The sequence below is a fragment of the Sphingomonas echinoides genome, assembly GCF_029623395.1.
GTDB classification, from domain to species: domain Bacteria; phylum Pseudomonadota; class Alphaproteobacteria; order Sphingomonadales; family Sphingomonadaceae; genus Sphingomonas; species Sphingomonas echinoides_A.
Genome location: NZ_JAPYKK010000034.1, coordinates 1 through 25969 on the forward strand (window position 1 = coordinate 1; position 25969 = coordinate 25969).

22 protein-coding genes and 2 pseudogenes are annotated in these 25969 nt (G+C 64.8%); 13 read left to right on the forward strand and 11 right to left on the reverse strand.

Annotated features, from left to right (window positions below; translation table 11 throughout):
- The 6 genes from tmk to QBJ92_RS16530 form a co-directional block, all read left to right on the forward strand.
- A partial coding sequence (gene tmk, locus QBJ92_RS16505; protein ID WP_277970800.1) for a dTMP kinase occupies positions 1–518 on the forward strand: 518 nt, incomplete at its 5' end.
- Positions 515–1492, forward strand: coding sequence for a DNA polymerase III subunit delta' (locus QBJ92_RS16510; protein WP_277970801.1), 978 nt, complete (start codon positions 515–517; stop codon positions 1490–1492). The genes tmk and QBJ92_RS16510, both read left to right, overlap by 4 nt.
- Positions 1493–1531: 39 nt before the next feature.
- A complete protein-coding gene (gene metG, locus QBJ92_RS16515; RefSeq protein WP_277970802.1) occupies positions 1532–3070 on the forward strand; it encodes a methionine--tRNA ligase in 1539 nt (512 codons plus the stop codon).
- Entirely contained in the window at positions 3071–3847 is a 777-nt protein-coding gene (locus QBJ92_RS16520) for a TatD family hydrolase (RefSeq protein WP_277970803.1), read from the forward strand.
- Positions 3844–4608, forward strand: a complete 765-nt coding sequence (locus QBJ92_RS16525; protein WP_277970804.1) for an MBL fold metallo-hydrolase — start codon at positions 3844–3846, stop codon at positions 4606–4608. The genes QBJ92_RS16520 and QBJ92_RS16525 overlap by 4 nt, the downstream gene beginning before the upstream one ends.
- A complete protein-coding gene (locus QBJ92_RS16530) occupies positions 4605–4772 on the forward strand; it encodes a hypothetical protein (RefSeq protein WP_277970805.1) in 168 nt (55 codons plus the stop codon). Before QBJ92_RS16525 ends, QBJ92_RS16530 begins: the two co-directional genes overlap by 4 nt.
- Before the next feature lie 98 nt (positions 4773–4870).
- On the opposite strand, the gene QBJ92_RS16535 is transcribed toward QBJ92_RS16530, so the two are convergent.
- Positions 4871–6979, reverse strand: coding sequence for a M3 family metallopeptidase (locus QBJ92_RS16535; RefSeq protein ID WP_277970806.1), 2109 nt, complete (start codon positions 6977–6979; stop codon positions 4871–4873).
- 94 nt (positions 6980–7073) lie between these two features.
- Positions 7074–8501, reverse strand: coding sequence for a tetratricopeptide repeat-containing sulfotransferase family protein (locus QBJ92_RS16540; protein ID WP_277970807.1), 1428 nt, complete (start codon positions 8499–8501; stop codon positions 7074–7076).
- 304 nt (positions 8502–8805) lie between these two features.
- Between QBJ92_RS16540 and QBJ92_RS16545 the strand changes: the two are divergent.
- A pseudogene (locus QBJ92_RS16545) lies at positions 8806–9780 on the forward strand (NF038122 family metalloprotease); the annotation flags it as partial.
- Positions 9781–9858: 78 nt separating this feature from the next.
- Positions 9859–9960: pseudogene (locus QBJ92_RS20675) on the forward strand (PEPxxWA-CTERM sorting domain-containing protein); the annotation flags it as partial.
- A 56-nt stretch (positions 9961–10016) separates the two neighbouring features.
- On the opposite strand, the gene QBJ92_RS16550 reads toward QBJ92_RS20675, so the two are convergent.
- Positions 10017–10835, reverse strand: a complete 819-nt coding sequence (locus tag QBJ92_RS16550) for a transglutaminase-like domain-containing protein (protein WP_277970809.1) — start codon at positions 10833–10835, stop codon at positions 10017–10019.
- A 129-nt stretch (positions 10836–10964) separates the two neighbouring features.
- On the opposite strand from QBJ92_RS16550, the gene QBJ92_RS16555 reads away from it, so the two are divergent.
- Positions 10965–13127, forward strand: a complete 2163-nt coding sequence (locus QBJ92_RS16555; RefSeq protein WP_277970810.1) for a TonB-dependent siderophore receptor — start codon at positions 10965–10967, stop codon at positions 13125–13127.
- 147 nt (positions 13128–13274) lie between these two features.
- On the forward strand, positions 13275–14024 hold the full coding sequence (gene mazG / locus QBJ92_RS16560; protein ID WP_277970811.1) for a nucleoside triphosphate pyrophosphohydrolase: 750 nt from the start codon (positions 13275–13277) through the stop codon (positions 14022–14024).
- A gap of 34 nt (positions 14025–14058) precedes the next feature.
- On the opposite strand, the gene hflX is transcribed toward mazG, so the two are convergent.
- The 7 genes from hflX to dusB form a co-directional block, all read right to left on the reverse strand.
- Positions 14059–15351 carry a GTPase HflX gene (hflX, locus tag QBJ92_RS16565; protein WP_277970812.1) on the reverse strand — a complete coding sequence of 431 codons (1293 nt, stop codon included), beginning with the start codon at positions 15349–15351 and terminating at the stop codon, positions 14059–14061.
- A 9-nt stretch (positions 15352–15360) separates the two neighbouring features.
- Positions 15361–15852, reverse strand: coding sequence for an RNA chaperone Hfq (gene hfq, locus QBJ92_RS16570; protein ID WP_431358425.1), 492 nt, complete (start codon positions 15850–15852; stop codon positions 15361–15363).
- A gap of 158 nt (positions 15853–16010) precedes the next feature.
- Complete coding sequence (locus QBJ92_RS16575; protein WP_277970814.1) at positions 16011–17384, reverse strand: sigma-54-dependent transcriptional regulator; 1374 nt, start codon at positions 17382–17384, stop codon at positions 16011–16013.
- 3 nt (positions 17385–17387) lie between these two features.
- On the reverse strand, positions 17388–19619 hold the full coding sequence (locus QBJ92_RS16580; protein ID WP_431358426.1) for a sensor histidine kinase: 2232 nt from the start codon (positions 19617–19619) through the stop codon (positions 17388–17390).
- An 85-nt stretch (positions 19620–19704) separates the two neighbouring features.
- Positions 19705–21132 carry a nitrogen regulation protein NR(I) gene (ntrC, locus tag QBJ92_RS16585; RefSeq protein WP_277970816.1) on the reverse strand — a complete coding sequence of 476 codons (1428 nt, stop codon included), beginning with the start codon at positions 21130–21132 and terminating at the stop codon, positions 19705–19707.
- Entirely contained in the window at positions 21129–22226 is a 1098-nt protein-coding gene (locus QBJ92_RS16590; RefSeq protein ID WP_277970817.1) for a two-component system sensor histidine kinase NtrB, read from the reverse strand. Before QBJ92_RS16590 ends, ntrC begins: the two co-directional genes overlap by 4 nt.
- Positions 22202–23206, reverse strand: coding sequence for a tRNA dihydrouridine synthase DusB (gene dusB, locus QBJ92_RS16595; protein ID WP_277970818.1), 1005 nt, complete (start codon positions 23204–23206; stop codon positions 22202–22204). Before dusB ends, QBJ92_RS16590 begins: the two co-directional genes overlap by 25 nt.
- 114 nt (positions 23207–23320) lie before the next feature.
- On the opposite strand from dusB, the gene QBJ92_RS16600 reads away from it, so the two are divergent.
- From QBJ92_RS16600 to QBJ92_RS16610, 3 genes are read left to right on the forward strand one after another with little or no spacing between them, the layout of a single operon-like run.
- The gene (locus tag QBJ92_RS16600; RefSeq protein WP_277970819.1) at positions 23321–24487 is read left to right on the forward strand and encodes a bifunctional 2-C-methyl-D-erythritol 4-phosphate cytidylyltransferase/2-C-methyl-D-erythritol 2,4-cyclodiphosphate synthase; all 1167 of its coding nucleotides are present in this window, start codon (positions 23321–23323) and stop codon (positions 24485–24487) included.
- Complete coding sequence (locus tag QBJ92_RS16605; protein ID WP_277970820.1) at positions 24484–25017, forward strand: hypothetical protein; 534 nt, start codon at positions 24484–24486, stop codon at positions 25015–25017. The genes QBJ92_RS16600 and QBJ92_RS16605 overlap by 4 nt, the downstream gene beginning before the upstream one ends.
- Positions 25014–25550 (forward strand): CinA family protein, encoded by a 537-nt coding sequence (locus QBJ92_RS16610; protein ID WP_277970821.1) that lies wholly within the window; start codon positions 25014–25016, stop codon positions 25548–25550. The genes QBJ92_RS16605 and QBJ92_RS16610 overlap by 4 nt, the downstream gene beginning before the upstream one ends.
- Here the strand turns inward: QBJ92_RS16610 and QBJ92_RS16615 are convergent.
- Positions 25481–25969: a type II toxin-antitoxin system RatA family toxin gene (locus tag QBJ92_RS16615; RefSeq protein ID WP_277970822.1), complete on the reverse strand. Its 489-nt coding sequence runs from the start codon at positions 25967–25969 to the stop codon at positions 25481–25483. The two genes, QBJ92_RS16610 and QBJ92_RS16615, sit on opposite strands and share 70 nt — an antisense overlap.

Genomic DNA, 25969 nt, shown 5'->3' on the forward strand with positions numbered 1-25969 from the left:
CGCGCGAACCCGGCGGCAGCGAGGGGGCGGAGGCGATTCGCACCTTGCTGATGGAAGGCGCGGTGACGCGGTGGAGCGCGCATAGCGAAGCGTTGCTGTTCGCCGCGGCACGTGCCGACCATGTCGAGAAGACGGTCCGTCCGGCGATCGGCGCCGGGCGCTGGGTGATTTGCGACCGGTTTCTCGACAGCAGTCGCGCGTATCAGGGACTGGCGGGCGGGATCGACGATGCCGCGATCCTCGCGCTGCACGGTTTTGGGTCGCGCGGGCTGCTTCCCGATCGCACCTTCGTCCTCGAACTCACGCCGGACGCAGGCCGCGCGCGGGCCGAAGCGCGGGATGGCGCAGCGGCCGACCGGTTCGCGGCGCGGGGGGAGGCGTTCCATACCGACGTCGCGAGCGCGTTTCGCCGCTTCGCCACGAACGAGCCGGATCGGTTTCGCATCATCGACGCATCGCTCGACATTCACGCGGTCTCTGATGCCATCCTGGCGCAGCTCGCGGATTACCTGCCGTGACGATGCCCATCGGCAATGACGCTGCGCATGGTGCCTTTGCGGCCGCGATGCGGAGTGGGGCGCTGCACCACGCCTGGCTGTTCGCGGGGCCAGAGGGAATCGGCAAGGCAAGCTTTGCCCGCGCCGCGGCATTGCGATTGCTGGCGGAGGGTGCCGGCGCGGACTTGCCGCCCGGGTACGACGTTCCCGATACCGACCGGACGCGGTCACTGGTCGCTGCCGGGTCGCACCCGGATTATCGGGAACTGACTCGCCAGCCCAAGGAAGGCGACAAGACCGGGCTCGATCTCGCGCGCAGTATCCCGATCGCGCAGGTCCGGGCGCTGGGGCCCATGTTCGCGACTCGCCCGTCGATGTCCGAGCGCCGGGTGGTCGTGATCGACGCCGTCGACGATCTGGAGCGGCCCGGCGCGTCCAACGCCTTGCTCAAGAACCTCGAGGAGCCGCCACAGGGAACGATCTTTCTGCTGGTGAGCCACGCCCCCGGACGCTTGCTGCCGACGATCCGGTCGCGGTGCCGGACGTTGCGGTTCGACCCGCTGAACGACGCTGCGATGGCGACGGTCCTGCGCGAGGCGCTGCCGCGTGCCGACGACGCCGAGATCGCCGCGCTGATCCGGGGCGCGCAAGGATCGCCGGGGCGTGCGATGGGGTTTGCGGGACTGGACCTCGCCGCGCTCGATCAGGCGCTTTCCGCGATTGCGCAGGACGGCGACCCGACCAACGCACGCCGGGGGAAGCTCGCCAAGGCGCTTGCGCCCAAGGCGGCACAGCCGCGCTACGAGGCGTTCCTCGATCGTGTGCCGGCCTTCATCGCATCAGAGGCGCCATCGCGGCAGGGTCAGCGGCTGCGGACCGCGCTCGAAAGCTATGACGCGGCACGCGCGCTGTCCGCGACGGCACGCTCGCTCACGCTCGATTCCCAGGCGACGGTGTATGAAATGGCGGGGATCGTCGCTCGGCTCGCTGCCTGAGGCCTTCATTTCGCGATCGGCTTGCAGTAGGACGCGCCGATGGCAGACCCGTTTTATATTACTACCGCAATCAGCTATCCCAATGGCCGCCCGCATATCGGGCATGCCTATGAAGCGATCGCGACCGATGCGATCGCGCGCTATCAGCGCCAGCTGGGGCGCGAGGTGCGGTTTCAGACCGGCACCGACGAGCACGGCCTCAAGATGGTGCAGGAAGCGCGCAAGCGCGACCTGACCCCGCGTGCGCTGGCCGATGAAATGAGCGGCTATTTCAAGCAGATGGCCGACAGTCTCGATATTTCATACGATCGCTTCATCCGGACCAGCGACGAGGATCACTACCGCGCGAGTCAGGCGATCTGGCGGGCAATGGAAGCGGCGGGCGATCTCTATCTCGATCGCTACGAAGGCTGGTATTCGGTCCGCGACGAGGCGTTCTACGACGAGAAGGAACTTGTCGAGGGGGAGGGCGGCGCCAAGCTTTCGCCGCAAGGAACCCCGGTCGAGTGGACGGCTGAGGAGACGTGGTTCTTCCGACTGTCCAAATATCAGCAACCCTTGCTCGATTTCTTCGAAGCCAATCCCGATTTCATCCGCCCAGAAGCCCGGCGCAACGAGATCCTGCGGTTCGTCGAAGGGGGTTTGTCGGACCTGTCCGTATCGCGCACGAGCTTCGACTGGGGTGTTCCGGTTCCGGGCAGCCCCGGGCATGTGATGTACGTCTGGGTCGATGCGCTGACCAATTATCTGACAGGTGTGGGCTATCCGGACGACGTGGAACTCTATGAGACGTTCTGGCCGGCGAATATCCATATCATCGGCAAGGATATCGTGCGTTTTCATGCCGTTTACTGGCCGGCGTTCCTGATGAGTGCGAACATTCCGCTGCCGCGTGGCGTGTTCGGGCACGGGTTCCTGCTCAGCCGCGGCGAGAAGATGTCCAAGTCGCTCGGCAACGTCACCGACCCGATGGCATTGGTCGAGCATTTTGGGGTGGATGCGCTGCGCTACTTCCTGCTGCGCGAGGTCAGCTTCGGGCAGGACGGCAGCTATTCGGAAGAGGCGATCGTCACGCGCTGCAACGCGGACCTCGCCAACAACCTCGGCAATCTGGCGCAACGGTGTCTGTCGATCATCGCCAAGGCTTGTAACGGCCTCGTGCCGGAGGCGGGTGCGGTCACCGATGCGGAGACGGCGCTCGCGGACAGCGTCGCGGCAGCCGAGCGCGGTTTGCATGAGGCGATGAAGGACCTGTCGCTGCATAATGCGCTGGAGGCCGTCTGGTCCGCGGCGCGCGATGCGAACCAGTATTTCGCGGATCAGGCGCCGTGGAGCGTCCGCAAGACCGATCCGGCCCGCGCCGACACGATCCTGTACCATGCTGCGGACGCGATCCGGCGGATCGCGATTCTTGCGCGCTGGGCGATCCCGGGTGGCGCGGACAAGTTGCTAGATCTTCTCGCGCAATCGGCGGATGCGCGCCGGTTCGAAGCACTGGCGCATCCATTGGCGTCTGGGACGGTTCTTTCGGCACCGAGCGGCGTGTTTCCCCGGCTCGAAGCCCCGACGGAGACGTAAATGTTCGCCGACAGCCATTGCCACCTCAACTACAAGGGCCTCGGCGAACAGCAGGCGGAGGTGCTGGCGCGTGCGCGCGCGCGAGGTGTGGAAGCGATGCTCAACATCGCGACCCGGGAGAGCGAATGGGATGCGGTGGTAGAGACCGCGGAGCGCGAGCCCGACGTGTGGGCCACCGTTGGCATTCACCCCAACGAAGCCGATCAGCATCCCGACGTCGGGACTGCGCGCTTGATCGAACGAGCCGCGCATCCTCGGGTCGTCGGGATCGGGGAGAGCGGGCTCGACTATTTCTACGACCATAGCGATCAGGCACGGCAGCAAGCGAGCTTTCGCGCGCATCTCGCAGCGTGTCGTGCGACCCAGTTGCCAATCGTGGTCCACACCCGCGATGCCGAGGCGGACACTGCGCAGATCCTGCGCGAAGAGATGGAGCAGGGGGCCTTTCCGGGGGTCATCCACTGTTTCACTGCGAGCGGTGAATTTGCCGACATCGCGCTCGATCTTGGGTTCTATATCTCGATTTCGGGGATCGTGACGTTCAAGAATGCCAAGGACCTTCAGGAAACGGCCGCGCGGCTTCCGCTCGACCGGTTGTTGATCGAGACCGACGCGCCGTTTCTCGCACCGGTCCCGCATCGCGGCAAGACCGGCGAGCCCGCCTTCGTCGCCGACACCGCCGCGTTTTTGGCCGACCTGCGCGGGGAATCGATCGAGACGCTGGCCGCTGCGACGCGGGACAATTTTCACGCCCTGTTCTCCAAGACGATCGCGTGAAGATCCGCATTCTCGGTTCGGGAACGTCGTCCGGCGTACCACGGATCGGTAACGATTGGGGCGCGTGCGATCCAAAGGAGCCACGCAACCGGCGTACGCGGGCCTCGGTGCTGATCGAGACCGAGAAGACCAGAATCCTGGTCGACACCGGGCCGGACATGCGCGAACAGCTTCTGGCGGCGGACGTCTCGACCCTGGACGCGGTGATCTGGACGCATGATCATGCCGATCACACGCATGGGATCGACGATCTCCGGCAAGTGTATCATGCGCTCGGGCATCCGGTGCGTGGGTTGGCGAGACCGTCGCTGGTTACCCGCCTGACGGATCGATTTTCGTATATTTTCAGCGGCAAAGGCGGTTATCCTAAGGTCGTTTCGATCGAGCCGCTGAGTGATACCATGACGATCGGCGACATCAGCGTCGGTGTCGTCGACCAGCCGCATGGGGGAATTCAGTCCGCCGGATTGCGTTTCGAGGCCGATGGCGGCGCCATTGGGTATGCGACCGATCTGAGTGGCATGACGGATGCGATGCGCAGGTTGTACGCGGGGCTCGACATCTGGGTGGTGGACGCGTTGCGGCGTCGACCGCATCCGTCGCATCCGGACTTGCCGACTGTATTGACGTGGATCGAAGAGTTACGCCCCAAACGCACAGCGCTGACGCATATGGACCAGACGATGGACTATGCCGAGCTGGTCCGCACATTGCCGGACGGTGTGGAACCGGGGTTCGATGGGCTGGAGTTGTCGGCGTGAGCGCGTTCTTTACCGCGCTGTTGCTGATCCTGCCGATCAGTGCGCTTGCAGCCCGACGTTTGCCGCTGAGCACGACGATCAAAATGGCGTTGGTCTGGGTTGCGATCTTCGCAGTTTTCTTTCTGGTCGTGATGCTGTGGCAAAGAGGCACCGGAGTAGCGTGACGCCACCCTCAAACGCCATCTAATTTAACATAATGTGTATTATCGGACTTTAATGTATTGACGGGGAGGCCGGTTCGAACCGGTCCTCCCGCTTTCCATCAGGGCTTTGCACTCTCCAGACCATGCTTGCGCAACAGCGGCGCCACTTCCGGGTCGTGACCCGTCATGGTGCGGAACATGACGCCATAGTCCTGCGTGTGCCCGCGAGACAGCACCAGGTCGCGGAACCGCTGACCGTTCGCCCGGGTCATCCCGCCATGCTGCTGGAACCAGTCATAGACGTTCTGCTGGATCATGTCGGTCCACAGATAAGCGTAATAGCCCGCTGCATACCCCGAGCCCCAGATATGCGCGAAGTAGCTTGTCCGATACCGCGGCGGTACGAGCCCGACCTTGAGGCCGGTTTCGCCTAACGCCTTGGTTTCGAACGCATCGACGTCCTGCGGCACGCCGTTTGCCGGAACCGAATGCCACGCCATGTCGAGTTGTGCCGCCGTCAGCGTCTCGCCGAAACTATACCCCTGGTTGAACGTCTCGGATCGTTTGATCTTGTCGACCAATGCCTGCGGCATCGCGGCCCCGGTCTGATAGTGCCGCGCATAATGCGCGAGGACGCGCGGCTCCAGCGCCCAATGTTCGTTGAACTGGGATGGAAACTCGACGAAGTCGCGCGCGACCGCGGTGCCCGACAGCGTCGGATAGGTCTGGTCGGCGAACAAGCCATGCAGGCCGTGGCCGAACTCGTGAAACATCGTTCGTACTTCACCGAAGGTGACCAGCCCGGGTTGCCCGGCGGCGGGCTTGGTGAAATTGGCGGTGTTCGAGATGACGGGTTTGGTCCCGAAGATCTTGGCCTGGCGGACGAAGCTGTTCATCCACGCGCCACCCGACTTGTTGTCGCGTTTCCAGTAATCGAAATAGGTCAGGCCGAGCGGCTTGCCGCTTGCCTCGAACACTTCATAGACGCGGATGTCCGGGTGGTAGGTCGGGATATCGGTCCGGCGTTTGAAGCTCAGGCCGTAGAGTTCGTGCGCGGCAAAAAAAATGCCGTTTTCCAGCACGTTCCAGATTTCGAGATAGGGTTTGGTATCGTTGAGGTCGAGATCGTATTTCGCCTTGCGGACCTTTTCGGCATAGCGCGCCCAATCCCACGGCGCGAGCTTGAAGCCCCCCTGCTCCGCGTCGATCGCCTTCTGGAGCTCGCCGGCTTCGCGGCCCTGCGCAGCTGCCGTCGGGGCATCGAGTGCGTTGAGAAAATCGCGCGCCACGTCCGCGGACTTGGCCATCTGTTCGGCAAGCGAATAATCCGCCCAGGTCTTGTAGCCGAGTAGATTGGCCTTGCGCGTCCGCAGATCGATCAGTTGCAGGATCGATGCGCGCGTGTCGTTTGCATCCCCCTGCTCCGCGCGCGTCCAGCTCTTGGTGAACAGCGTTTCCCGCGTTGCGCGGTCCGACAGTGCCTCGAGCGCGGGCTGCGCGGTCGTGTTCTGGAGCGGCAGGATGTATTTCCCGGGCATCCCGCGGTCGGTCGCGTCGCGCGCGGCGGACTGGATTGCGCCCGGTGTCATTCCGGCAAGCTTGGCGGGGTCGTCCACAACCATCGCGCCAGCCTTGGTTGCGGCGAGCAACTTCTGACGGAACGCGATGCCGACGGTCGAAATCTGCGTGTTCAGCGCGCGCAAGCTGGTCTGGTCGGCAGCCGATAGCTGTGCGCCGGCGCGAACGAACGTCTTGTAGTATTCGTCGAGCAGGATCGCTTGCTCGGGGTTGAGGTTTAGCGAAGTCTTGGTGTCGAACAGCGTCTTGACCCGCGCGAACAGCTTGGGATCGAGGTAGATCGTGTCGGTATAGGCGGCCAGCTTGGGCGCCAGAGCCGATTGCGCAGCCTGAAGCGCCGGGTTGGTGTTGGCCTGTGCCACCTGTCCGAACGCGGCTTGCGCGCGTGCGAGCATCTGACCCTGGCGTTCCATCGCGACGATCGTGTTCTCGAAAGTCGGCTTGGCGCGATTGTCCGCGATCTTGCGGACTTCGGCCAGGCTTTCCGTCATCCCCTGCTCGATCGCGGGCTGGTAGTCGGCGTCGGTGATCCGGTCGAACGGCGGCGCTTCGTACGGCAACCTGCTGCGCGCCGCGAAGGGATTGTCGGCCTTTGCTGGCCCGGCCAAAAGCGTCGCACTAACAGTAGCTAATAGAATGCTGCGGAGCATGAAGGATCCTTCCCGGGTAGCCCCTTCGCTAGCGAAACCGACCCCGCCTTGTCGACCCGCTTCCGTTACATCACGGCCCGCTCCCTCCCCTGCCTCAGGGCTTGGCGTAGCCATCGATGAAGGGTTGCAGCCAGGCGCGATACGGCTCGGCCACCCCAAGTCCGTCGCGATTGATCGGGCGACGGACTTGTAGCGCGCTGGCGGTGACGACACGCCGCGGGTTGAGATGTGGTTCGTACACCGCCGGTTCGTCCGCCAGCCCGCAATGCGCCAGCAGGCGCGCCGTCCACGTGGACGGATCCTCGACCAATTCGCTATAGGGTATGACGAGCAGCCGATCGCCCAACCGCTGTTTCCAGAACGCCATCAACGCGTCCTCCAGGCGAAAATGATTGGCGATGTCAGCGAGATCGAAGCTCCACCCGACACCGTGAATGAAGAACGTCCGGAAACATGACCACGCGGTATCCAGCGGGTCCCGTCGCATCCACACCAATGGCGCATCTGGTAACACCGTCGCGATCAGCCCCAGGAAACGACTGGCATCGATCGTCTTGTCGACGATGCGCCCGCTTGGCCCGAACCTTTCCTGCAGCAGATGGAGGTAAAGCTCCGCGAGGCCGTTGAGCGTACCACCGCGCGCCAGATGCTGTTCGATCGCCGTCCCTGAGACGCCCCCGGCCGCGACGGCCACGTGCTGGATCATGTTGAGTTCGCCGCCGTCCTGCACCGCGCTATGGCTCGCGAGGATCTGTTCCACCAGCGTCGTCCCTGACCTCGGCAAGCCCGTCACGAAAATGGGACGACCAGTGGCGATCGAACCAGAATCGGCCTTCTGGTCGAGGCGCGCGCCGTCAAATCCTTCCATCGCGGCCGTCGCGTTGGCTGCGTCGGCATGGCAGTTATAGGAAACCTCCGCCTTGAGCAGCGCCGCACCGCGCACGAACGCAGCGAACGCCGCGCCATGTTCGCCCCGATCCGCATGAAGCTTGCCTAACGCATAGGAATAGCGCGCAAAATCACCCGCCCCCTGCCGCTCTGCCGCCGCTCCTTCCGCGAGCAGACGGTCGCCAATCGGCCCGTCGGCAAGGTTGGTTGCCGCGGCCAGTGTCAGCCACGCGGGTCCCCACCCTGGCCGGTGCGTAAGCGCATCGAGCAAATGCGCACGGGCAGCGTCGACGTTCCCCAGCGTCATCGCGGTATTCCCGAGTACATAAGCGTGGCCGGCGGCGTCGGGCACGGTAGCCGGTAAGTGCGCGAGCAAGTCGTGCGCCTCGCGGACACGATGCGCCTGCGTCAGCAGCACGACCTTCGAATAGACCGCCATCGGATTGTTGCCGGTAGCCGCGACGAACGCGTCGATCGCGCGCAACGCCAGCGTCAGCTCGCCGCTGGTTTGCATCAGCTGCGCGATCGCCCGCCAGTGCTCGCCGAGCGGCGCGCGGTGATCGAGCATTTCCGCGACGACGCGCCGTGTTTCGGCACGGTCCTTAGAGGCTAGCGCCCCTTTCAAACGCGCCATCAATTCCGGCAGAATGGTCTTTCCCGTCGCGGGCATGAGAGATCGGCAAACCCATTTTTCGAGCAGGTATGCCCGGTTCGAATCCCGTATGCCCAATGTGTTGCCCGCGTACAACAGCATCGCGCTTTAACGGTTTGGTCGGGTTGACAGTCCGGCGATCGACCAACATTCCTTTAGTTAACGGGGCGTTAACCAGGACTTGAGTCGAAAAGTCGCGTGACCGGGTAATCGAGGGGGACCTATGCGTATCAAGAGTTTCATGGCCTGCGGTGCGGCGATCATCGCCCTGACGGCAGCGCCGGTGATGGCCACGACGATCAATCTGATCGACCTCGGTGGCGTTAAGGGTTCGCAAGCCGAACGTGGTTTCAAGATCGCTGCCGCCTACTGGAGCTCGATGTTCACCAACAGCGCGGTGATCGACCTGGGCGTGAAATTTTCGCCGCTCGATCCCGGCATCATCGGCTCGACGGGCAGCAATCGCGTCGATTTCGCGACCGCGAGCTGGGCGCGGCAGCTCAATCTGACCAAGAGCGGGTCGACCATCGATCAGGGGATCGTCCTGCCGCGTCTGACCGACGGTGGCGCAAGCTTCATCACGAACGGCACGACTACGACCGCGGCCACGGCGACGACCCCTGCCGAGATCAACGACGACCTCAGCAAGCTCGCGTTCAATCCCGGCGCCACCACCAGCAGCCAGACGCTGTATCTCAACTCCTCGCTGGTCAAGGCAATCGGTGGATCGACCGGCCAGCAGCCCGGCGTCCGTGACGGCAACGTGACGTTCAGCAGCAACTTCGCGTTCGACTTCGATCCGACCGACGGCATCACCGACGACACGTTCGATTTCATCGGCGTCGCGATCCATGAGATCGGCCATGCGCTGGGGTTCGTATCGGGCGTCGACCTGTTGGACGTCTATGGCATCGGCAAGGGTCCCGGTTCGGGCACCTTGGGCTACAGCCTGAACGACACGTCGATCTACAGCGCGCTCGACATGTTCCGCTACAGCACGGATCCGACGAACGTCGTCCTCGGCACGGCGCCGGTGCTGGATCTCTCGGTCGGCGGGGACAAGTATTTCTCGATCGACGGCGGCAAGACCGCGCTGTTCGGCAATCGCTTCTCGACCGGCCGCTACAATGGTGACGGCCAGCAGGCGTCGCACTGGAAGGACGCGCCCGGTTGCGCGATCGGCAACGGGATCATGGATCCGACGTTCTGCTATGAGCAGACCGGCTATGTCACCGGGCTCGATCTCGCCGCATACGACGCGATGGGGTGGAACCTCAGCACCGACGCGCTGACCTACAAGACGACCTCGACCGCGCAGATCTACAGCCAGTTCGCCTCGTCCGTGCCCGAGCCCACGACGTGGGGGATGATGCTGATGGGCTTCGGCCTGGTGGGTGCGACGATGCGCCGCCGCGTGACCAAGATCAGCTACGCGGCCTGATCGCATAATCCGATAAGCGCGCGCGCCGGATCATCCAGGATGATCCGGCGCGCGCTTTACGCTGCGGGCAAGGACCCGAGCGTTTCGCTGATCCGCGCGCGCAAATCGGGTTCGCGAGTGATCTCCAGCATCGCGCTCAAGCTCTTGCGGGCGGCCGGGATGTCGCCGTCCACCAGTTGCAGCCGCGCCAGCTCCCACCACGCATGCGGGTAGGCCGGGGCGATGACGGTCATGCGGTCGAACAGCGTCAGCGCGCGCCGGCCCTGCCCCGCCGCCTCCGCGCGCTTCGCCTGATTGAGCAACAGCCGCACCAGAACCGCCCGGTTGGGCATTGCGGCGACATGCCGGACGGCAGGCCCCTCGCCCGGGTGCATGGCCTTGAGAAGCGTGACGAGTTGCTCTTGGCTGACCCGTTCGCCCCCGCGAAACGGATCGATCATGATCGGTGCCGCTTTGTCGCCGATCAGCACCAGCACGTGCCCGGGAACGTCAAGCGCATTCGCCATCCACCCCATTCGCCGTGCCGCGGAAACGTAGAGGATCGACAGGCTGACCGGCAGACCCCGCCTGCGATCGAGCACCCTGATCAAATCGGCGTTGGCGGAATCGTCATACGTATCGCGGTCGCCGAGGAAACCGAACGCCCCACCGATCACCTGCGCGAGCAGCTCGGCCTGCTCCTCTGCATCGGGCTCTGCGGCGGAAGCGGTGGCTGCGGCTTCTTCCAGCGCTTCGACAATCGCCTGGAACAAGTCGAGATACGGCGCATCGTCGGTTTCGGGGTGGTCGAGCAGCGCGAGTGCCAGCGCCGCTTCATCCAGAATGATCTCGTCGTCATCGACAAGTCCAAGGCGAACAAGGTCATCGTCTTCCATGCCTCCCACATGGGTGGCCGTGCCTGATCTGCAACGCATTCAACAGGAAAGATCACCAGAAGTGCTAATGCGATTGATAATCGTTCGCATCTACGTCATAGGCCGCGGCGTAGCAGTTGAGGACCCACGATGAACCGTTCGCTCGTTTCCGCCCTGATGTTGACGTCGGTTGCGTATGCAATGCCCGCGTTTGCCGAAACCGACGAGGACCAGGACGCCCCGTCGATCGTCGTGACGGGCGAACGTCCGCGCAACGAGGCGGCTGCGGGAACCAAGGGATCGGCTCCGATCGCGGAAACCCCTCAGTCGATCAGCGTGATCAGCGCGTCGGATATCGCCAATCTCGGGCTTTCCAACCTCAACCAGTCGCTGCGCTTCGTCGCCGGGGTCACCACCGAACAGCGCGGCTCGAGCGCGGAAGTCTATGACCAGTTCAAACTGCGCGGGTTCGATGCGCCGCAATTCCTCGATGGATTGAAGCTGATCGGTGGGGCCAGTTACTTGAGCCCCCAGATCGATGTGTCGCGGCTCGACCGGATCGAAGTGGTCAAGGGCCCCGCATCCGTGCTGTACGGCCAGTCCGGCCCCGGCGGCCTCGTTGCGCTGTCGAGCAAGTTGCCGGTCGACAAGGCGCTTTATGGCGCAGTCTCGGGCACCTACGGGACCTATGATCTTTACCGTGTCGATGGCGACATCGGGGGGAAGCTCGGCGAATCGGTGCTGTGGCGCCTCAACGGCAGCGTCAACGGCGCGCACACCCAGCAGACCTTCAGCGCGCGCGAACGTCAGACGGTGTCCGGCGCAGTGACGATCAATCTCGACCATGCGACCAAGCTGACGCTGCTCGGCGCCTATTCGCGGGATCCGCAAAACGGGTCGTACGGCGTCTTCCCGGCCTCGGGCACCTATCTGCCCAATCCCAATGGCCAAATCCCGACCAGCCGCGATTTCGGCGAACCCGGCAACTTCTTCGAGCGCGAGCAGGTCGCAGGGACCTATATCCTGACGCATGACCTCAACCCGGACTGGAGCCTCAAAGCGTCAGGCCGCTACCAGCATGCCACGTCGAAGCTGGGGATCGTCTACGCCGGTGGAACGCTCGCGGCGGCGAACAACGCCAGTTTGCAAATCTATGATCGCTATTCCTATTCCACCCGCGAGCGTGCCGGCTCCTGGGTGTTCGACAATCAACTGCGCGGGCGTTTCGCGACGGGCGAGGTCTCGCATGAGGTTCTGTTTGGGGTGGATTATCAGACCGGCAACGCACGGTCGGTCAACGCCTTCGGTTCGGCGACCCCGCTCAACGGCTATGCGCCCGTCTATGGCACGATGGTCGTACCGCAGTCGCCCGAGCAAGTGCCGAACAATTTCGGCGTCGCTGACAACAAGCCACGCTCGAACCAGGCCGGCGTCTATGCACAGGACCAGATCTCGTACGGAGCGTTGCGCGTCCTTTTGAGCGGTCGCCAGGATTGGGCGGCGGTGCGCGCCGCACCCGGCACTGCGTCGGAGGATTCGCAGAAGTTCACGTATCGCGCCGGTGCGCTGTACACGCTGCCGTTCGGGCTCGCGCCGTACGTCAGCTATTCAACGTCGTTCGAACCCAACGGCACGATCCGCACGACCGTTGGCGGTCCGCTCGTCGTTGCAAAGCCGAGTGAGGGCAAGCAGATCGAGGCAGGCGCGAAATATACCGTGCCCGGCACCCAGATCCTGCTGACCGGTGCGTGGTTCCAGATCGACCAGACCAATCTCATCACAACCGCGCCGCTTTCCAACGTCTCGACCCAAAGCGGCAAAGTCCGTTCGAGCGGCGTCGAGGTTGAAGCGATCGCACCGCTGCCGTTCGGCTTCAACGCGAGGCTCGCCTATAGCCGCCAGAAAGTCCGGACGATCGCCGATGCCAACCCTGCCAACATCGGGAACGGCATTCTTGGGGTCGGCCGGGGTGGCGTTTCCGCCAATCTCGAATGGGCACCGACAGAGGGTGCCTTGCAAGGGTTCGCGATCGGCGGCGCGGTCCGTCATGTCGACAGCATCTATGCCGGTACGCTCTTTTCCTCGGACGGCGTCGCTGGTCCACGGCAGAGCACACCGGGGTTCACCCTGGTCGACGCGCTGATCCGCTACGACCTCGGCAAGCTCGCGCCGCGCCTGCAAGGGCTTTCGCTCGCGGTCAACGCGCAGAACCTGTTCGACAAGAAATATGTCACGACCTGCTATCTCGATTATGCCTGGTGCTGGTACGGCAACCGCCGCACGGTGCAGGGAACGATTGCGTTCCGCTGGTAACAGCGCCCTCCCCCGGCCGACGGCGCTTCCGCCGCCGTCGGCCAGGGAGCCACGTGCGCGGAGGCGATTGAAACGCGCCGCCCGTCGTCATACGCACGCACCTTCACGAACCGTCGTGGCTGACCGCGACCGAGAAGGATGGGCATGATGATCGAACGGCTCGTGGAGATCATGGTGCGGCTGCGCGATCCCGAGACGGGCTGCAGTTGGGACGTCGCGCAGGACTTCGCGACGATCGCGCCCTACACGATCGAAGAAGCGTATGAGGTCGCCGACGCGATCGCGCGGAACGACATGCCTGACCTGAAGGACGAGCTCGGCGACCTGTTGCTGCAGGTGGTTTTCCATGCGCGGATCGCCGAAGAGGCGGGCCATTTCGCCTTGCCCGATGTCGTCGCTGCGATCAGCGACAAGATGGAACGCCGCCACCCGCATATCTTCGGCGACGGGGCCGAGGGCGGCCACCCTCTATGGGAGCAGATCAAGGCGAACGAACGCGCGGACAAGGGCGCGGGCGGCGCGCTGGACGGCGTTGCGGTTGGTTTGCCCGCGTTGCTGCGGGCCGGAAAATTACAGAAACGCGCTGCCCGGACCGGCTTCGACTGGCCCGATCCGGAGGGCGCGCGCGCCAAGGTTTTCGAAGAAATCGACGAAGTGGAGACGGCCACGAGCGCCGATCACCAAGAGGAGGAAATCGGCGACCTGTTGTTCTCGGTGGTCAATTGGGCGCGCAAGCTCGGGATCGAGCCGGAAGCGGCGCTGCGTCGCGCGAACGATAAATTCGAACGCCGTTTCAAAGCGATGGAGGCCGATGCTGGTCCGGCCTTCGAAAGTCTCGACTTGGCGGCGATGGAAGTCCTGTGGCAGCGTGCGAAGGTTTCGAACGAGCAGCGTTAAGCTACTCGTTCATCGGCGCGCGCGGAAAGGTTCATCATTCGCCGCGCTGGCAGAACCGTTCGTAATCCCGCTCGGCCATCCGCACTTCATAGATCGCGGTATCGCCGTCGATCGTCTGTTCGAACACCTCGCCATGCGCATGGAGCCAGGCGGCCGCCGCGCCGTCCGCAGCGTCCAACGTGATGACATAACGGCGGTGGCTGACGGTCAGCAGTGCCGCGACGGTATCGAGCAGACCTGCGACCCCGTCCCCAGTCAGCGCGGACAAGGCGACGACGTCGGTGCGCCGCGCAGCTTCGCCGAGCATCTCGGTCCGTTCGTCCTCGTCGAGCAGGTCAAGCTTGTTCCATGCCTCGATCCGCGGAACCGACGCCTCGACACCGATGTCGCGCAACACCGCCTCGACGTCGTCCTTCTGCGCGATGCTGTCCGGGTGCGCGATATCGCGGACGTGAATCAACAGGTCGGCCGAAACCACTTCCTCGAGCGTCGCCTTGAACGCCGCAACGAGTTGGGTCGGCAATTCCGAAACGAACCCGACCGTGTCCGACAGGATCGCCTTGTCGATCCCGGGCAGTGCGATCTGACGCAGCGTCGGGTCGAGCGTTGCGAACAACAGGTCCTCGGCCATGACATCCGCGCCCGTCATCCGGTTGAACAGGGTCGACTTGCCGGCGTTGGTGTAGCCGACCAGCGCAATCACAGGCCAAGGCGCCCGTTGCCGCCGATCGCGGTGAAGCCCGCGGGTTCTGGAGACCTGCTCGAGTTCCTTTTTGAGCCGCGCCATGCGATCTCGGATCAAGCGGCGATCCGCTTCGATCTGCGTCTCACCCGGACCACCAAGGAAGCCGAAGCCGCCGCGCTGGCGTTCCAAGTGAGTCCAGCTCCGCACGAGCCGCCCCGCCTGGTAATCGAGATGCGCGAGTTCGACCTGCAACCGCCCCTCGGCGGTCGCCGCGCGCTCGCCGAAAATTTCGAGGATCAAACCGGTCCGGTCGATCACCTTGGCCGACAACGCTTTTTCGAGATTGCGTTGTTGTACGGGGGTCAGGCTCGCGTCGAACACGACGAGCTCCGCCTCCGCCATCTGGACGGTCGCGGCAAGCGCTTCGAGCTGCCCCTTGCCGATCAGCGTGGAGGGTTGAAGCGCACGAACCTTGACCGCGACCCGGTCGACGACCTCGACGTGGATCGCCATCGCCAGTCCCGCCGTCTCCGCGAGCCGAGCATCGGCGTCGCGGGAGGATACTCCGGTATCGGGATACACGACGACGGCCTTGGCACCACGCGCGACGTCGTCCCGGTCGCGTTCAAATCCTGTAGTCAAAAACGGTCCTCAATCTTCGTCGGAACCCGCTGTTTCATCAGCAAGGTTCAAGGGGTGCGCAGGCTGGATCGTGGATACGGCATGCTTGTAGACAAGCTGTGCCATCCCATCGCGCTGGAGCATCATGCAGAACAGGTCGAACGCCGCGATCTGCCCTTGCAGCATCACGCCGTTCACCAGGAACATCGTGACATTGTCCTCGGACTTGCGCACCGCATTCAGGAAAATTTCCTGCAACAACGGTTGCTTGCGCTGCGCTTCGCCGATCGCGTTGACGATGGCGTCGACGTCGATCGTGTTCGCGGGCATGATCGTGGAGATCGCATGCTTGTAGATCAGCTGCGATTGTCCGTCCCGGCGCAGCAACACCGAGAAGTTATCAAACCAGGTAACGATGCCTTGCAGCTTGACGCCCTTGACCAGGAACATCGTGATCGGTGTCTTGGTGCGGCGGAGCGCGTTGAGGAACAGGTCTTGCAGCGAAGTGTGTTTGTCGGCCATCGGTCGATCCTTTGTTATTGGCGGGTTTTCCCGCGGCGCGCCGGTGCCCGGCGTCGGGTAGTCGTACTGCGCCAATCTAGGGACGCGGTGTCGCTTCGTCCACTGGAGCGAAGCGACTTTATCGGTTGGACGAGCGGATGTCGCGTCCGCGCGCCGGGTTACTCTTCGCGAACTTCCGTAATTCCCAACAGCTTGAGCTTCCGGTGCAGCGCCGATCGCTCCATCCCGATAAAATTGGCGGTGCGGGAGATGTTGCCCGAGAAGCGCCGGATCTGAACCCGCAAATACTCGCGTTCGAAGCTTTCGCGGGCCTCGCGCAGGGGGGCGCCCATGATCGCGGTCGCGCCGCTGCCCATTTCGCCCGGATCGCCGAGAATGTCCGGCGGCAGCATGTCGACGTCGATCCGCGCGAGCCGGTCGCCCGGCGCCATGATGATCGTGCGCTCTACGATGTTGCGCAACTGCCGGACGTTGCCCGGCCATTCGTAGGATTGCAGTGCGACCATCGCATCGGGCGCGACCTGCGGAGTCGCCACGCGCCGCTCCGACGCATAATGCGCCATGAAATGGTCAATTAGCACCGGAATGTCCTCGCGCCGCTCCGACAGCCCGGGAATCGCGACGGGAACGACGTTGAGCCGATAATAGAGGTCCTCGCGGAAACGCCCTTGCTCGATTTCGTGCGGCAGATCGCGCGCGGTCGCGGACACGACCCGGACGTCGACCTTGACGACGCGCTGCCCGCCGACGCGGTTGAACGCTTGCTCGGTCAGGACGCGCAGGATCCGGCCCTGCGTCGTCAGCGGCATGTCGGCAATCTCGTCGAGGAACAACGTGCCGCCATGCGCCTGTTCGAGCAGCCCGGACCGCACCAGCTGTCCGCCCTCCTCGACACCGAACAGCTCTTCCTCGACGCGTTCGGGCGTCATCCGCGCCGCGCTCACGACGACGAACGGCGCGGTCGCGCGCTGGCTCCAGCCGTGGAGCAACCGTGCCGCGACTTCCTTGCCGACCCCCGCGCCGCCCATGATGAGCACGCGGCTTCCCGTAGAGGCGACCCGTTTCAAGGTCGCGCGCACGCCGTTGATCGCGGTCGAGCTACCGGTCAGGTCATTGTCCCGCCCGACGCTCGCGCGCAGGCTCGCGACTTCGGCGCGCAGCCGCTCGGTCTCGGTCGCGCGCGCGACCATCAGCAGCAAGCGTTCTGCTTCGAACGGCTTCTCGATGAAATCCGCCGCACCGCGCCGGATCGCGGCGACGGCGGTATCGAGATTGCCGTGGCCGGAAATCATCAGCACCGGGATCGAGGGATCGCGTCGCTTGATTTCGTCGAGCAATTCGAGCCCGTCGAGCCGCGATCCGTGGAGCCATACGTCGAGCAGCACCAACGACGGCCGCCGCACCGAAATCGCCTCGAGCGCGGAATCGCTGTCGCCCGCGACGCGCGCGTCATAGCCTTCGTCCTCGAGGACACCGGCTACCAGATCACGAATGTCGCGTTCGTCGTCGACGACTAGGATATCGAGGGGCATGGTTCAGGTCCGGTTCTGTACGAGGACTGGCGCGTTCGGGGACGCGCCCGCGGCAGGATCTTCCCCGCCATCGAGTTTGGCGAGCTGTTCGGTGTCGAAGCACAGCGATACGATCGTCCCACCGCCCGGTCGGTCGGCGAAGCTGATCGTTCCGCAATGTTCTTCGACGATCTTCTTGACGATCGCGAGGCCCAGCCCTGTCCCGCGCGCCCGCGTGGTAACATAGGGCTCCACGATCCGGTCGCGCGCAGCCGGCAGGCCGACCCCGGTGTCCGCGACCGAGAGCACGATCTTCCCGTCGCCGGGTTCGATCGTCATCGCGATCCGCGTTTCGTGCGCGCCGGGATTGGCCTCGACCGCTTCCACCGCATTCTTGACGATGTTGGTCAGCGCCTGACTGATCTGGCGCCGATCGCAAACGAGCGAAGGGGTTTGCTCGGGGGCGTCGAGGCTGAAGCTGATCCCCGGATGCGCGACTTCGTGCAGGAACAGCGTCTGCCGCGCGAGCTCGACCAGCGATTCCTCGCGGAACACCGGCTTGGGCATCCGTGCGAACGACGAGAATTCGTCGACCATCCGCCGCAAATCGCCGACCTGACGCACGATCGTGTCGGTCAGCCGCGCGAAAGTCGTGTCCTCGGGATCGATTTGCTTGCCGTAGCGCCGTTGGAGCCGTTCCGCGGCAAGCTGGATCGGGGTGAGCGGGTTCTTGATCTCATGCGCGATCCGGCGCGCGACATCGGACCAGGCCGCACGGCGCTGGTCGAGCAACTGCCCGGTGATATCATCGAACGTCAGGATCGGCCCTTCGGCGGCGCGGGTGATCTTGACCGCGAGCGTCCGCGCGTCATTGCCCTGCCCCAGTTCGACGATCGCATCGCGCTCGTCGCGCTCGATCAGCGCGGCAAGCTCGGGCGAAACGCGGCTCAGCGGTTTGCCGACCGGGGTATCGTCCGTACTGTCGAGCAAGGAGATCGCAGACCGGTTGATGAGCCGAATGACGCCGTCGGGGGAAATCGAGATCACCCCCGCCGTTACGCCCGACATCACCGCCTCGATCAGCGCACGGCGGCTTTCCAGCGCGCCGGTTTGCGCCTGCAACCGTTCGGTCATCTGGTTGAACGCGGACCCGAGCGTGCCGAGTTCGTCCTGCACCTTGGTATCGGGAACGCGCGCGGTCAGGTCGCCCGTCGCGACCTTGTGCGCAGCAGCGACCAGCTCGCCAACCGGACGGACGAGGCGGTCCGCCACCGCAAGCGCGATCCACACCGCGATTGCGATGATGAACAGCGACATCGCCAGCAACGCCGCGTTGAACTTGAGCTGTAACGAACGCGATTTGGCGATGAGGTCGCGGTAGCTCGACAACACCGCGATGCTGCGCTTGGATTGCACCTCCATCACGTGCAGGTCGGAGATCGCGACGGTCAGCAGAAAAACGTTGGTGGTCCCCGGCACAAGGGTCACCGTCTGGATCCGGTCGCCCTTCACGGAGGTGAAGCTCTGTGTCCCGGTGCGCAAACGGCTGAGTTCCGCTTGCGAGACTTCCTTGCGGTAATCGAGGTTGTCCGGGTTCACCTGAACGATTTCACGCGACTCGCCCTTCGGTTCGGCGATGAAGAGAAAGCCGTCGGAAAGCCCGCGCAGATAGATCTGGTTGAAAAAGTATTTGGGAAACTCAGGCGACCGCAGTTTGATCTGGAGATCGTCCGAGATGTCGGCAGCCGCGATCACCGCCTGATCCTGCCAGCGTCGCAGCATCTGGTCGTACGACGTGCGGGCGACTCCCGTGGCGTTCTCGATCATGCTGCGGGCCTGATCGGAATACCAGAACTGCACGCCATATTGAAACAGCAGCGATGCGAACACGACCACGAACAGCGTCGGCACCGCTGCAATCACCGAGAACAGCGCGACGAGCTGGACGTGCAATCGCGCGCGCCCGCCGATCGGGAGCCGGGCGGCGCGGCGCATCGCGCTCCGCCGTCCAAGCAGGACGAGCAGCGCGCCGGCCGGGATCAGGTTCGCGACCAGCAGGAACGCAATCAGTGGCGGGCTGAGCAGCGCATGCGACGATGCGCCGTCGGTGATGATGAAGTAGGTCGCGATCGCGATCGCAACCGCAGCGCTCAGGACGAAAAACTCGATCGCGGGAAGAAGGCGAAACAGCGAGCGTCCAAGCGGCCTGAGCTGGTCGGGACCCGAACGCGTCAAAGGGGGCGTACTGCCTTCCATCGTGACATTGCTACAACGCTATTGTGGCGGAGAAAACACACAATCTGTTTCCGTCCATCCGATTGTCGGCTCCTCCGCCCGCACCTCATGGTTCAATTCCCAGTACATCCAGTCGCTTGCGGAGCGTGTTGCGGTTGATTCCGAGCGCTTTGGCTGCGCGGAGCTGATTGTTGCCATGCCGCGCAAGCAACGCCGCGATCAGCGGGCGCTCGACCTCCGCAATGATCCGGTCGTACAAGCTGCCGTCGTCGAGCGCCGCCGGCTCCTCGACCGCAAGCCGCGCGATCCGGGCGTGGATCGCCGCATCGATCCCGGTGTCGCCGACCGGCCGTGGCGGCGCGACGTGCCCCAGCATTCCGCGCACTTCGATGCCGTCGATGCGTTCGTCGCGCGCCAGCACCGACATGCGGCGCATCATATTCTCGAGCTCGCGGACGTTGCCGGGCCAGTCATACGCTTCCAGCACCGCCACAGCATCGGTCGTCAACTGCTTGCGCGGCAAGCCATCTTCGACTGCGCGATCGAGGAAATGGCGTGCCAGCAGAGCAATATCCTGGCGGCGCGCACGGAGCGCGGGCAAGGTGACCGGAACGACGTTGAGCCGGTAGAACAAATCCTCGCGAAACTGTCCCGTGGCGACCAGCTGCGCGAGCTCGCGGTTGGTCGCGGCAACGATCCGGACATCGGCGCGGATCGTCCGAGCGCCGCCCACGGTCGTGAACTCGCCGGATTGCAATACGCGCAGCAACCGGGTTTGCGCCTCCATCGGCATGTCGCCGATTTCGTCGAGGAACAGCGTGCCCCCCGCCGCCTGTTCGAACCGCCCGGCGGATCGCGCCTGCGCGCCGGTGAAGGCGCCGCGCTCATGCCCGAACAGTTCCGCCTCGATCAGTTCGCGCGGGATCGCCGCCATGTTGAGCGCGAGAAACGGCGACCGTCGGCGCGGCCCCAGATCATGGATTGCGCGCGCGACCAGTTCCTTCCCGGTCCCCGATTCGCCCGAGACGAGGACGGTCAGATCGTTCGAGACCACCCGCGCGATGATGCGATAGACGTCCTGCATCGCCGGGGACCGCCCGATCAGCGGGAGCGTATGGTCCTCGGCGTCGCTCGGTTCGAGGATTCCGCCCGCCCCCCGCGCCAGCGCGCTCTGGACGCTCTGCGACAGCGCATCGAGATCGAATGGCTTTGGCAGATAGTCGAAGGCGCCGACTTCGTTCGACCGGACCGCAGTAGAGAGCGTGTTCTGTGCCGACAGGACGATCACCGGCAGCCCGGGATGCGCGGCGACGACACGCTCGACCAGATCCAGCCCATTCCCGTCTGGCAGGATGACGTCGGTCACGAGGACGTCTGGCAGCCCTGCGGCCAGCTGGACTTCGGCTTCCGCGATCGTCGCCACCGTCGTCGTGCGGTGGCCGTCGCGTTTGAGCGCTTGCCCGACGACCGTGCGAATCGCCGCATCGTCATCGACGACCAGGATCCGGCCGGTTCGGTTTCCCATCCCCGTCATTGCAGCGCACGCTGGAGCATGATGCGAAACACGGTCATTGGGGGCGTTCCTTCCCGCGCATATTGGACAATCCCGCCCATGTCGCGAACGAGCTTGTCGACCAGCGCCAGACCAAGCCCCTGCCCCTCGGGCTTGCCCGAGATAAACGGGTCGAACAGATGGTCGGCAATGTCGGGCGGCGCGCCCGGACCATTGTCGATCACGCTGATCTCGATCGGCAGCGGTTGGCGTGGGCGCCCCGCCGCTGGGGCAATCGCCATGCCGTGGCGGTACGCGGTCGCAAGCGTGATCCGCGCATCCGCCTGCCCACGCATCGCTTCGCTGGCGTTCTTCAATAGGTTGAGCACGACCTGCAGGATCGAGTCCCGGTCGAGCAACGCCGGTGGCAGCGACGGATCGAACCGTTCATCGATCTTCACATGCTGTGCGAACCCCGCCAGCGCGACGCGGCGGGCATGGTCGAGCAGCGGGTAGACGTTCTCGGGAACGAGGTTGAGCGGTCGCGTGTCGGTGAAATCCTGCATCCGGTCGATCAGCGCCGCGACGCGGTCGACTTCGGTCGTGATCAGCGTGGTCAGTTCGGCCGCATCCTTCCCCTTGGAGAGCAATTGCGCCGCCCCTCGAATGCCTGACAACGGATTCTTGATTTCGTGTGCGAGCATTGCCGCCGCGCCGATCGCGGCACGCGCCGCCGCCGCACGATCCGCGCTATGCCCGAGCCGGCGCGAAGCCGCCGCGTGGTGCAGCGTGATCGTGCGCCAGCCGGGATGGTCGACAACCAGCGTCTCGACATAATCGACCCGCACGCTGCCGCCGCGGGTCAACATGATCTCGGCGTCGTAGGCTGACAGTCCGTGATTGTCGCGCGGGTTGAGTGCGTGCGGATCTTGCATAACCGACGCCAGGGGCTGGCCCAGCATCGCGCGCTCGGACAGGTTGAGCAGCGCCTCGCACTCGGCGTTGGCATGCGCGATCCGCGACTCCGGGTCTACCACCAGCACAGCCACCGGCAGCGCGGCGAACAGGTCCGCGAACCCCGGTCCGGCATCGGCCGGCGCGCGTGTTTTGGTCACGCAGCCGCGCGGCTGCGCCACGGCGCGTAAAATTCAGCGAGCATCGCCTGCACCACTTTCGGGTCGGGGATCTGGTTGACCTTGTTGCGGAATTCCGCCGATCCGTGCAGCCCGCGCGTATACCAGCCGATGTGCTTGCGCGCCATATTGACGCCGGTCTCGCTGCCATAGTGCGTCAGCATTGCATCGTAATGCTCTGCGATAACGTTGTATTGTTCTTCGATTGAGGGATCGTCACGACGTCGTCCGTGGGCGAACCATTCCACCACCTGACCTAGCAGCCACGGGCGTCCGTATGCACCGCGCCCGATCATCACGCCATCCGCGCCCGACTGGTCGAGCGCCGTCTCGGCGTCCTCGATCGAGCAGATGTCGCCATTGACGATCACGGGAATGGCGACCGCGTCTTTGACCGAGCGGATGAACGCCCAATCGGCGCTACCCTTGTACATCTGGTTGCGGGTCCGGCCGTGGACCGTCACCATCTTGCACCCCAGGTCCTGCGCGATCTTGGCAAGATCGGGCGCGTTCAGGCTCGAATGGTCCCAGCCCATCCGCATCTTGAGCGTCACCGGCACCGTCACCGCATCGACCACGCCCTTGATGATCGCGGCGGCATTGTCGAGATCGCGCATCAGCGCTGACCCGGCGTCGCCGTTGGTCACCTTGCGGACCGGGCAGCCCATGTTGATGTCGACGATCGCCGCGCCGCGATCCTCGCTCAGCTTTGCGGCTTCGCCCATCTCATAGGGCGTACAGCCGACCAGCTGCATCGAGACGGGATCCTCGATCGGATGCCACGCCGCCTTCTGGATCGACTGGCGTGTTTCGCGGATCGCGGCCTGGCTCGCGACCATCTCGGTCACGTTGAGCCCCGACCCATAGCGCCGCACCAGCGTGCGGAACGGCATGTCGGTCACTCCCGTCATCGGCGCGAGGATGACCGGGGACGCGATCGTCACCGGTCCGATCTGCAGGGGGGGAAGCGTACGCGGGGTCACGGGAGCCTGTTCTGTTGCGCACGGGTGCGTGCCTGAAAAACAGGCAGCCTATAGCCGGGACAGCCGGTAGCGGCAAGGCTGGCGGGACGGCGCGGCATCGGCTAGGCGCGCGGCATGTCATCGACCACAACCGCCGCCATCATTGTCGCCGCCGGGACCGGCGCGCGCTCCGGGAGCGCGGTCCCCAAACAATATGCACCGCTCGGCGGACGCGCGATCCTTGCGCACAGCTACGAGGCCTTGCAGCGCCATCCCGCAATCGGACGGATCGTTGTCGTGATCGGGGCGGGGCAGGAAGCGGCGTTGCAGGCGGCGGTGGGCGATGTGACCGCCGTGATCGGCGGGGCGACCCGTCGCCTGTCGGTCCTCGCCGGTCTCGAAGCACTTGGCGGCGCGGTCGACCGCGTCCTGATCCACGACGCCGCCCGGCCCTTCCTCAGCGCAACCGTGATCGACGCGCTGCTGGCGGCGCTTGATACGCGCGATGGTGCGGTCCCCGCCCTTCCCGTCGCCGATACGCTCGCGCGCGATACCGCGCTCAGCGGGACGCTCCTTGGCGGAACCGTCGCGCGCGACGGGCTGCACCGCATCCAGACCCCGCAGGCCTTCCGTTTCCCCGCGATCCTCGCCGCCCATCGCGGCTGGCGTGGCGACGAACCCACCGATGATGCCCAGATGGTCCGCGCCGCCGGCGGGGCCGTCGCGCTGGTCCCAGGAGATCCCATGCTCGAGAAGATTACTCACCCCGCCGATTTCGCCGCCGCCGAGGCGCGGCTCGAAGCCACGCTGCGGACGCGGATGGCGACCGGCTTCGACGTCCACCGGCTCGAAGTCGGCGAGGAACTGTGGCTCGGCGGCGTGCTGATCCCGCACGACAAGGGCCTGTCCGGGCATAGCGACGCCGACGTCGCGCTCCACGCGATCACCGATGCGCTGCTCGGCACGATCGCGGCGGGCGACATCGGCACGCATTTCCCGCCGAGTGACCCGCAATGGCGCGGGGCCGACTCGGCGCAGTTCCTGCAACATGCCGCCAGCCTCATCACCGGGCGCGGCGGCATCATCGATTTCATCGACCTGACGTTGATTTGCGAGGAACCCAAGGTCGGCCCGCACCGCGCCGCCATGCGCGATCGCATCGCAGAGTTGTTGCGGTTGAAGCCCGGTCAGGTCAGTATCAAAGCGACGACGACAGAACGGCTTGGCTTCACCGGACGCGGCGAAGGCATTGCCGCGCAGGCGGCGGCAACCGTGCGAGTCCCGGAGGATCAGGCGTCATGATGAAGCGCGCGCTCGCGGCGACCTGGCTGGCGCTTACCGCCACCGCAGGGATGGCCGCCCAGCCGCAGGTCAGCCCGTGCCTGAGCGCGTCCGAGGTGTCCGATCTCGCGCAAGTCATCCTGCCCGAGGCGATCGGCGCTGCGGGGGTTGCATGTGGTTCGGTCCTCCCCGCCAGCGCGGCGATCCGCCAGACCAGCAGCGCGATGCTGTCGCGTTATCGCAGCGAGGCGGACCGGGTGTGGCCGCAGGCGAAGCGCGTGATCGGCAAGATCGGCGGAGTCGAGGATGTCGGCATGCTCGATTCCGAACTCGTCCGCCCGATCCTCACGACCATGCTGGTCGCACAGGTGACCAAGACGATCAACGTTCGCGACTGCGCCTCGATCGAGCGGATCGTCAGCGCCCTCGCGCCACTGCCCCCGCGCAACACCGCCGACGTGGCGGCGCAAATCCTGATGCTCACGATCCAGGCCAAGACGCGCAGGGGCGAGAAGATCGACCTGCCCGTCTGTTTCGAAACGGCGAAATGACGATGGACACCATCCTTCCCCCCGAACTGGTCGAAGCTGCCCGCAAGGTGGTCGAGGCCAATCTCGCCGTCGGTCGCCGTGTCGCGCTGGCGGAGAGTTGCACTGGAGGACTGGTCGCGGCGGCGCTCACCGAAATTCCGGGATCGTCCGAAATGTTCGAATGCGGCTTCGTGACCTATTCGAACGACGCCAAGACGACGATGCTCCGGGTCAGCGCGGACGTGATCGAAACCTTCGGCGCGGTCTCGGTCGCGACCGCGTGGAGCATGGCGCAAGGCGCGCTGGAGCGCAGCGGCGCGGATATTGCCGTGGCGATCACCGGGGTTGCAGGACCCGGTGGCGGTTCGGAGAAGAAGCCGGTCGGCACCGTCGTGTTCGCGCGCGCCGAGCGCGGTGCGGATCCGGGCAACGTCGTCGCCGATCGCAAGGATTTCGGCGATCTCGGTCGCGGTGGCGTCAGGCTTCAGGCGGCGCTGTGCGCGCTCGAACTGCTGCTGCCGCCGACCGAACCGGACGGCGACGCAGCACCGTAAAGCACCTTCGCCCGGTCCTCGAACGCACCGATCATCTTGCGGAGTGCGGTACCGAACACCTGCCCCGCAAGCATCTCGAACACACGGTTCTTGAACGCGAAATCGACCGTGAAGTCGACCGCGCACCCTTGTGGCTCCGCGCGGAAGACCCAGTCGTTGCGCAGATATTTGAGCGGTCCGTCGAGATAATCGACGTGGATGTGGCCGGGCCGCTCCATCTCCACCTTCGACGTGAAGGTTTCGCGCAGGCCCTTGAACCCGACGATCATGTCCGCGACGAGCTGTGTCTCGCTCCGCGACCGCACGCGGATCTGCGACACCCAAGGCAGGAACTCGGCATAGCGCCCGACGTCCGCCACCATGTCGAACATCTGCTCTGGCGTGTACGGCAAATGCCGTGTTTCGGAATGGCGCGGCAT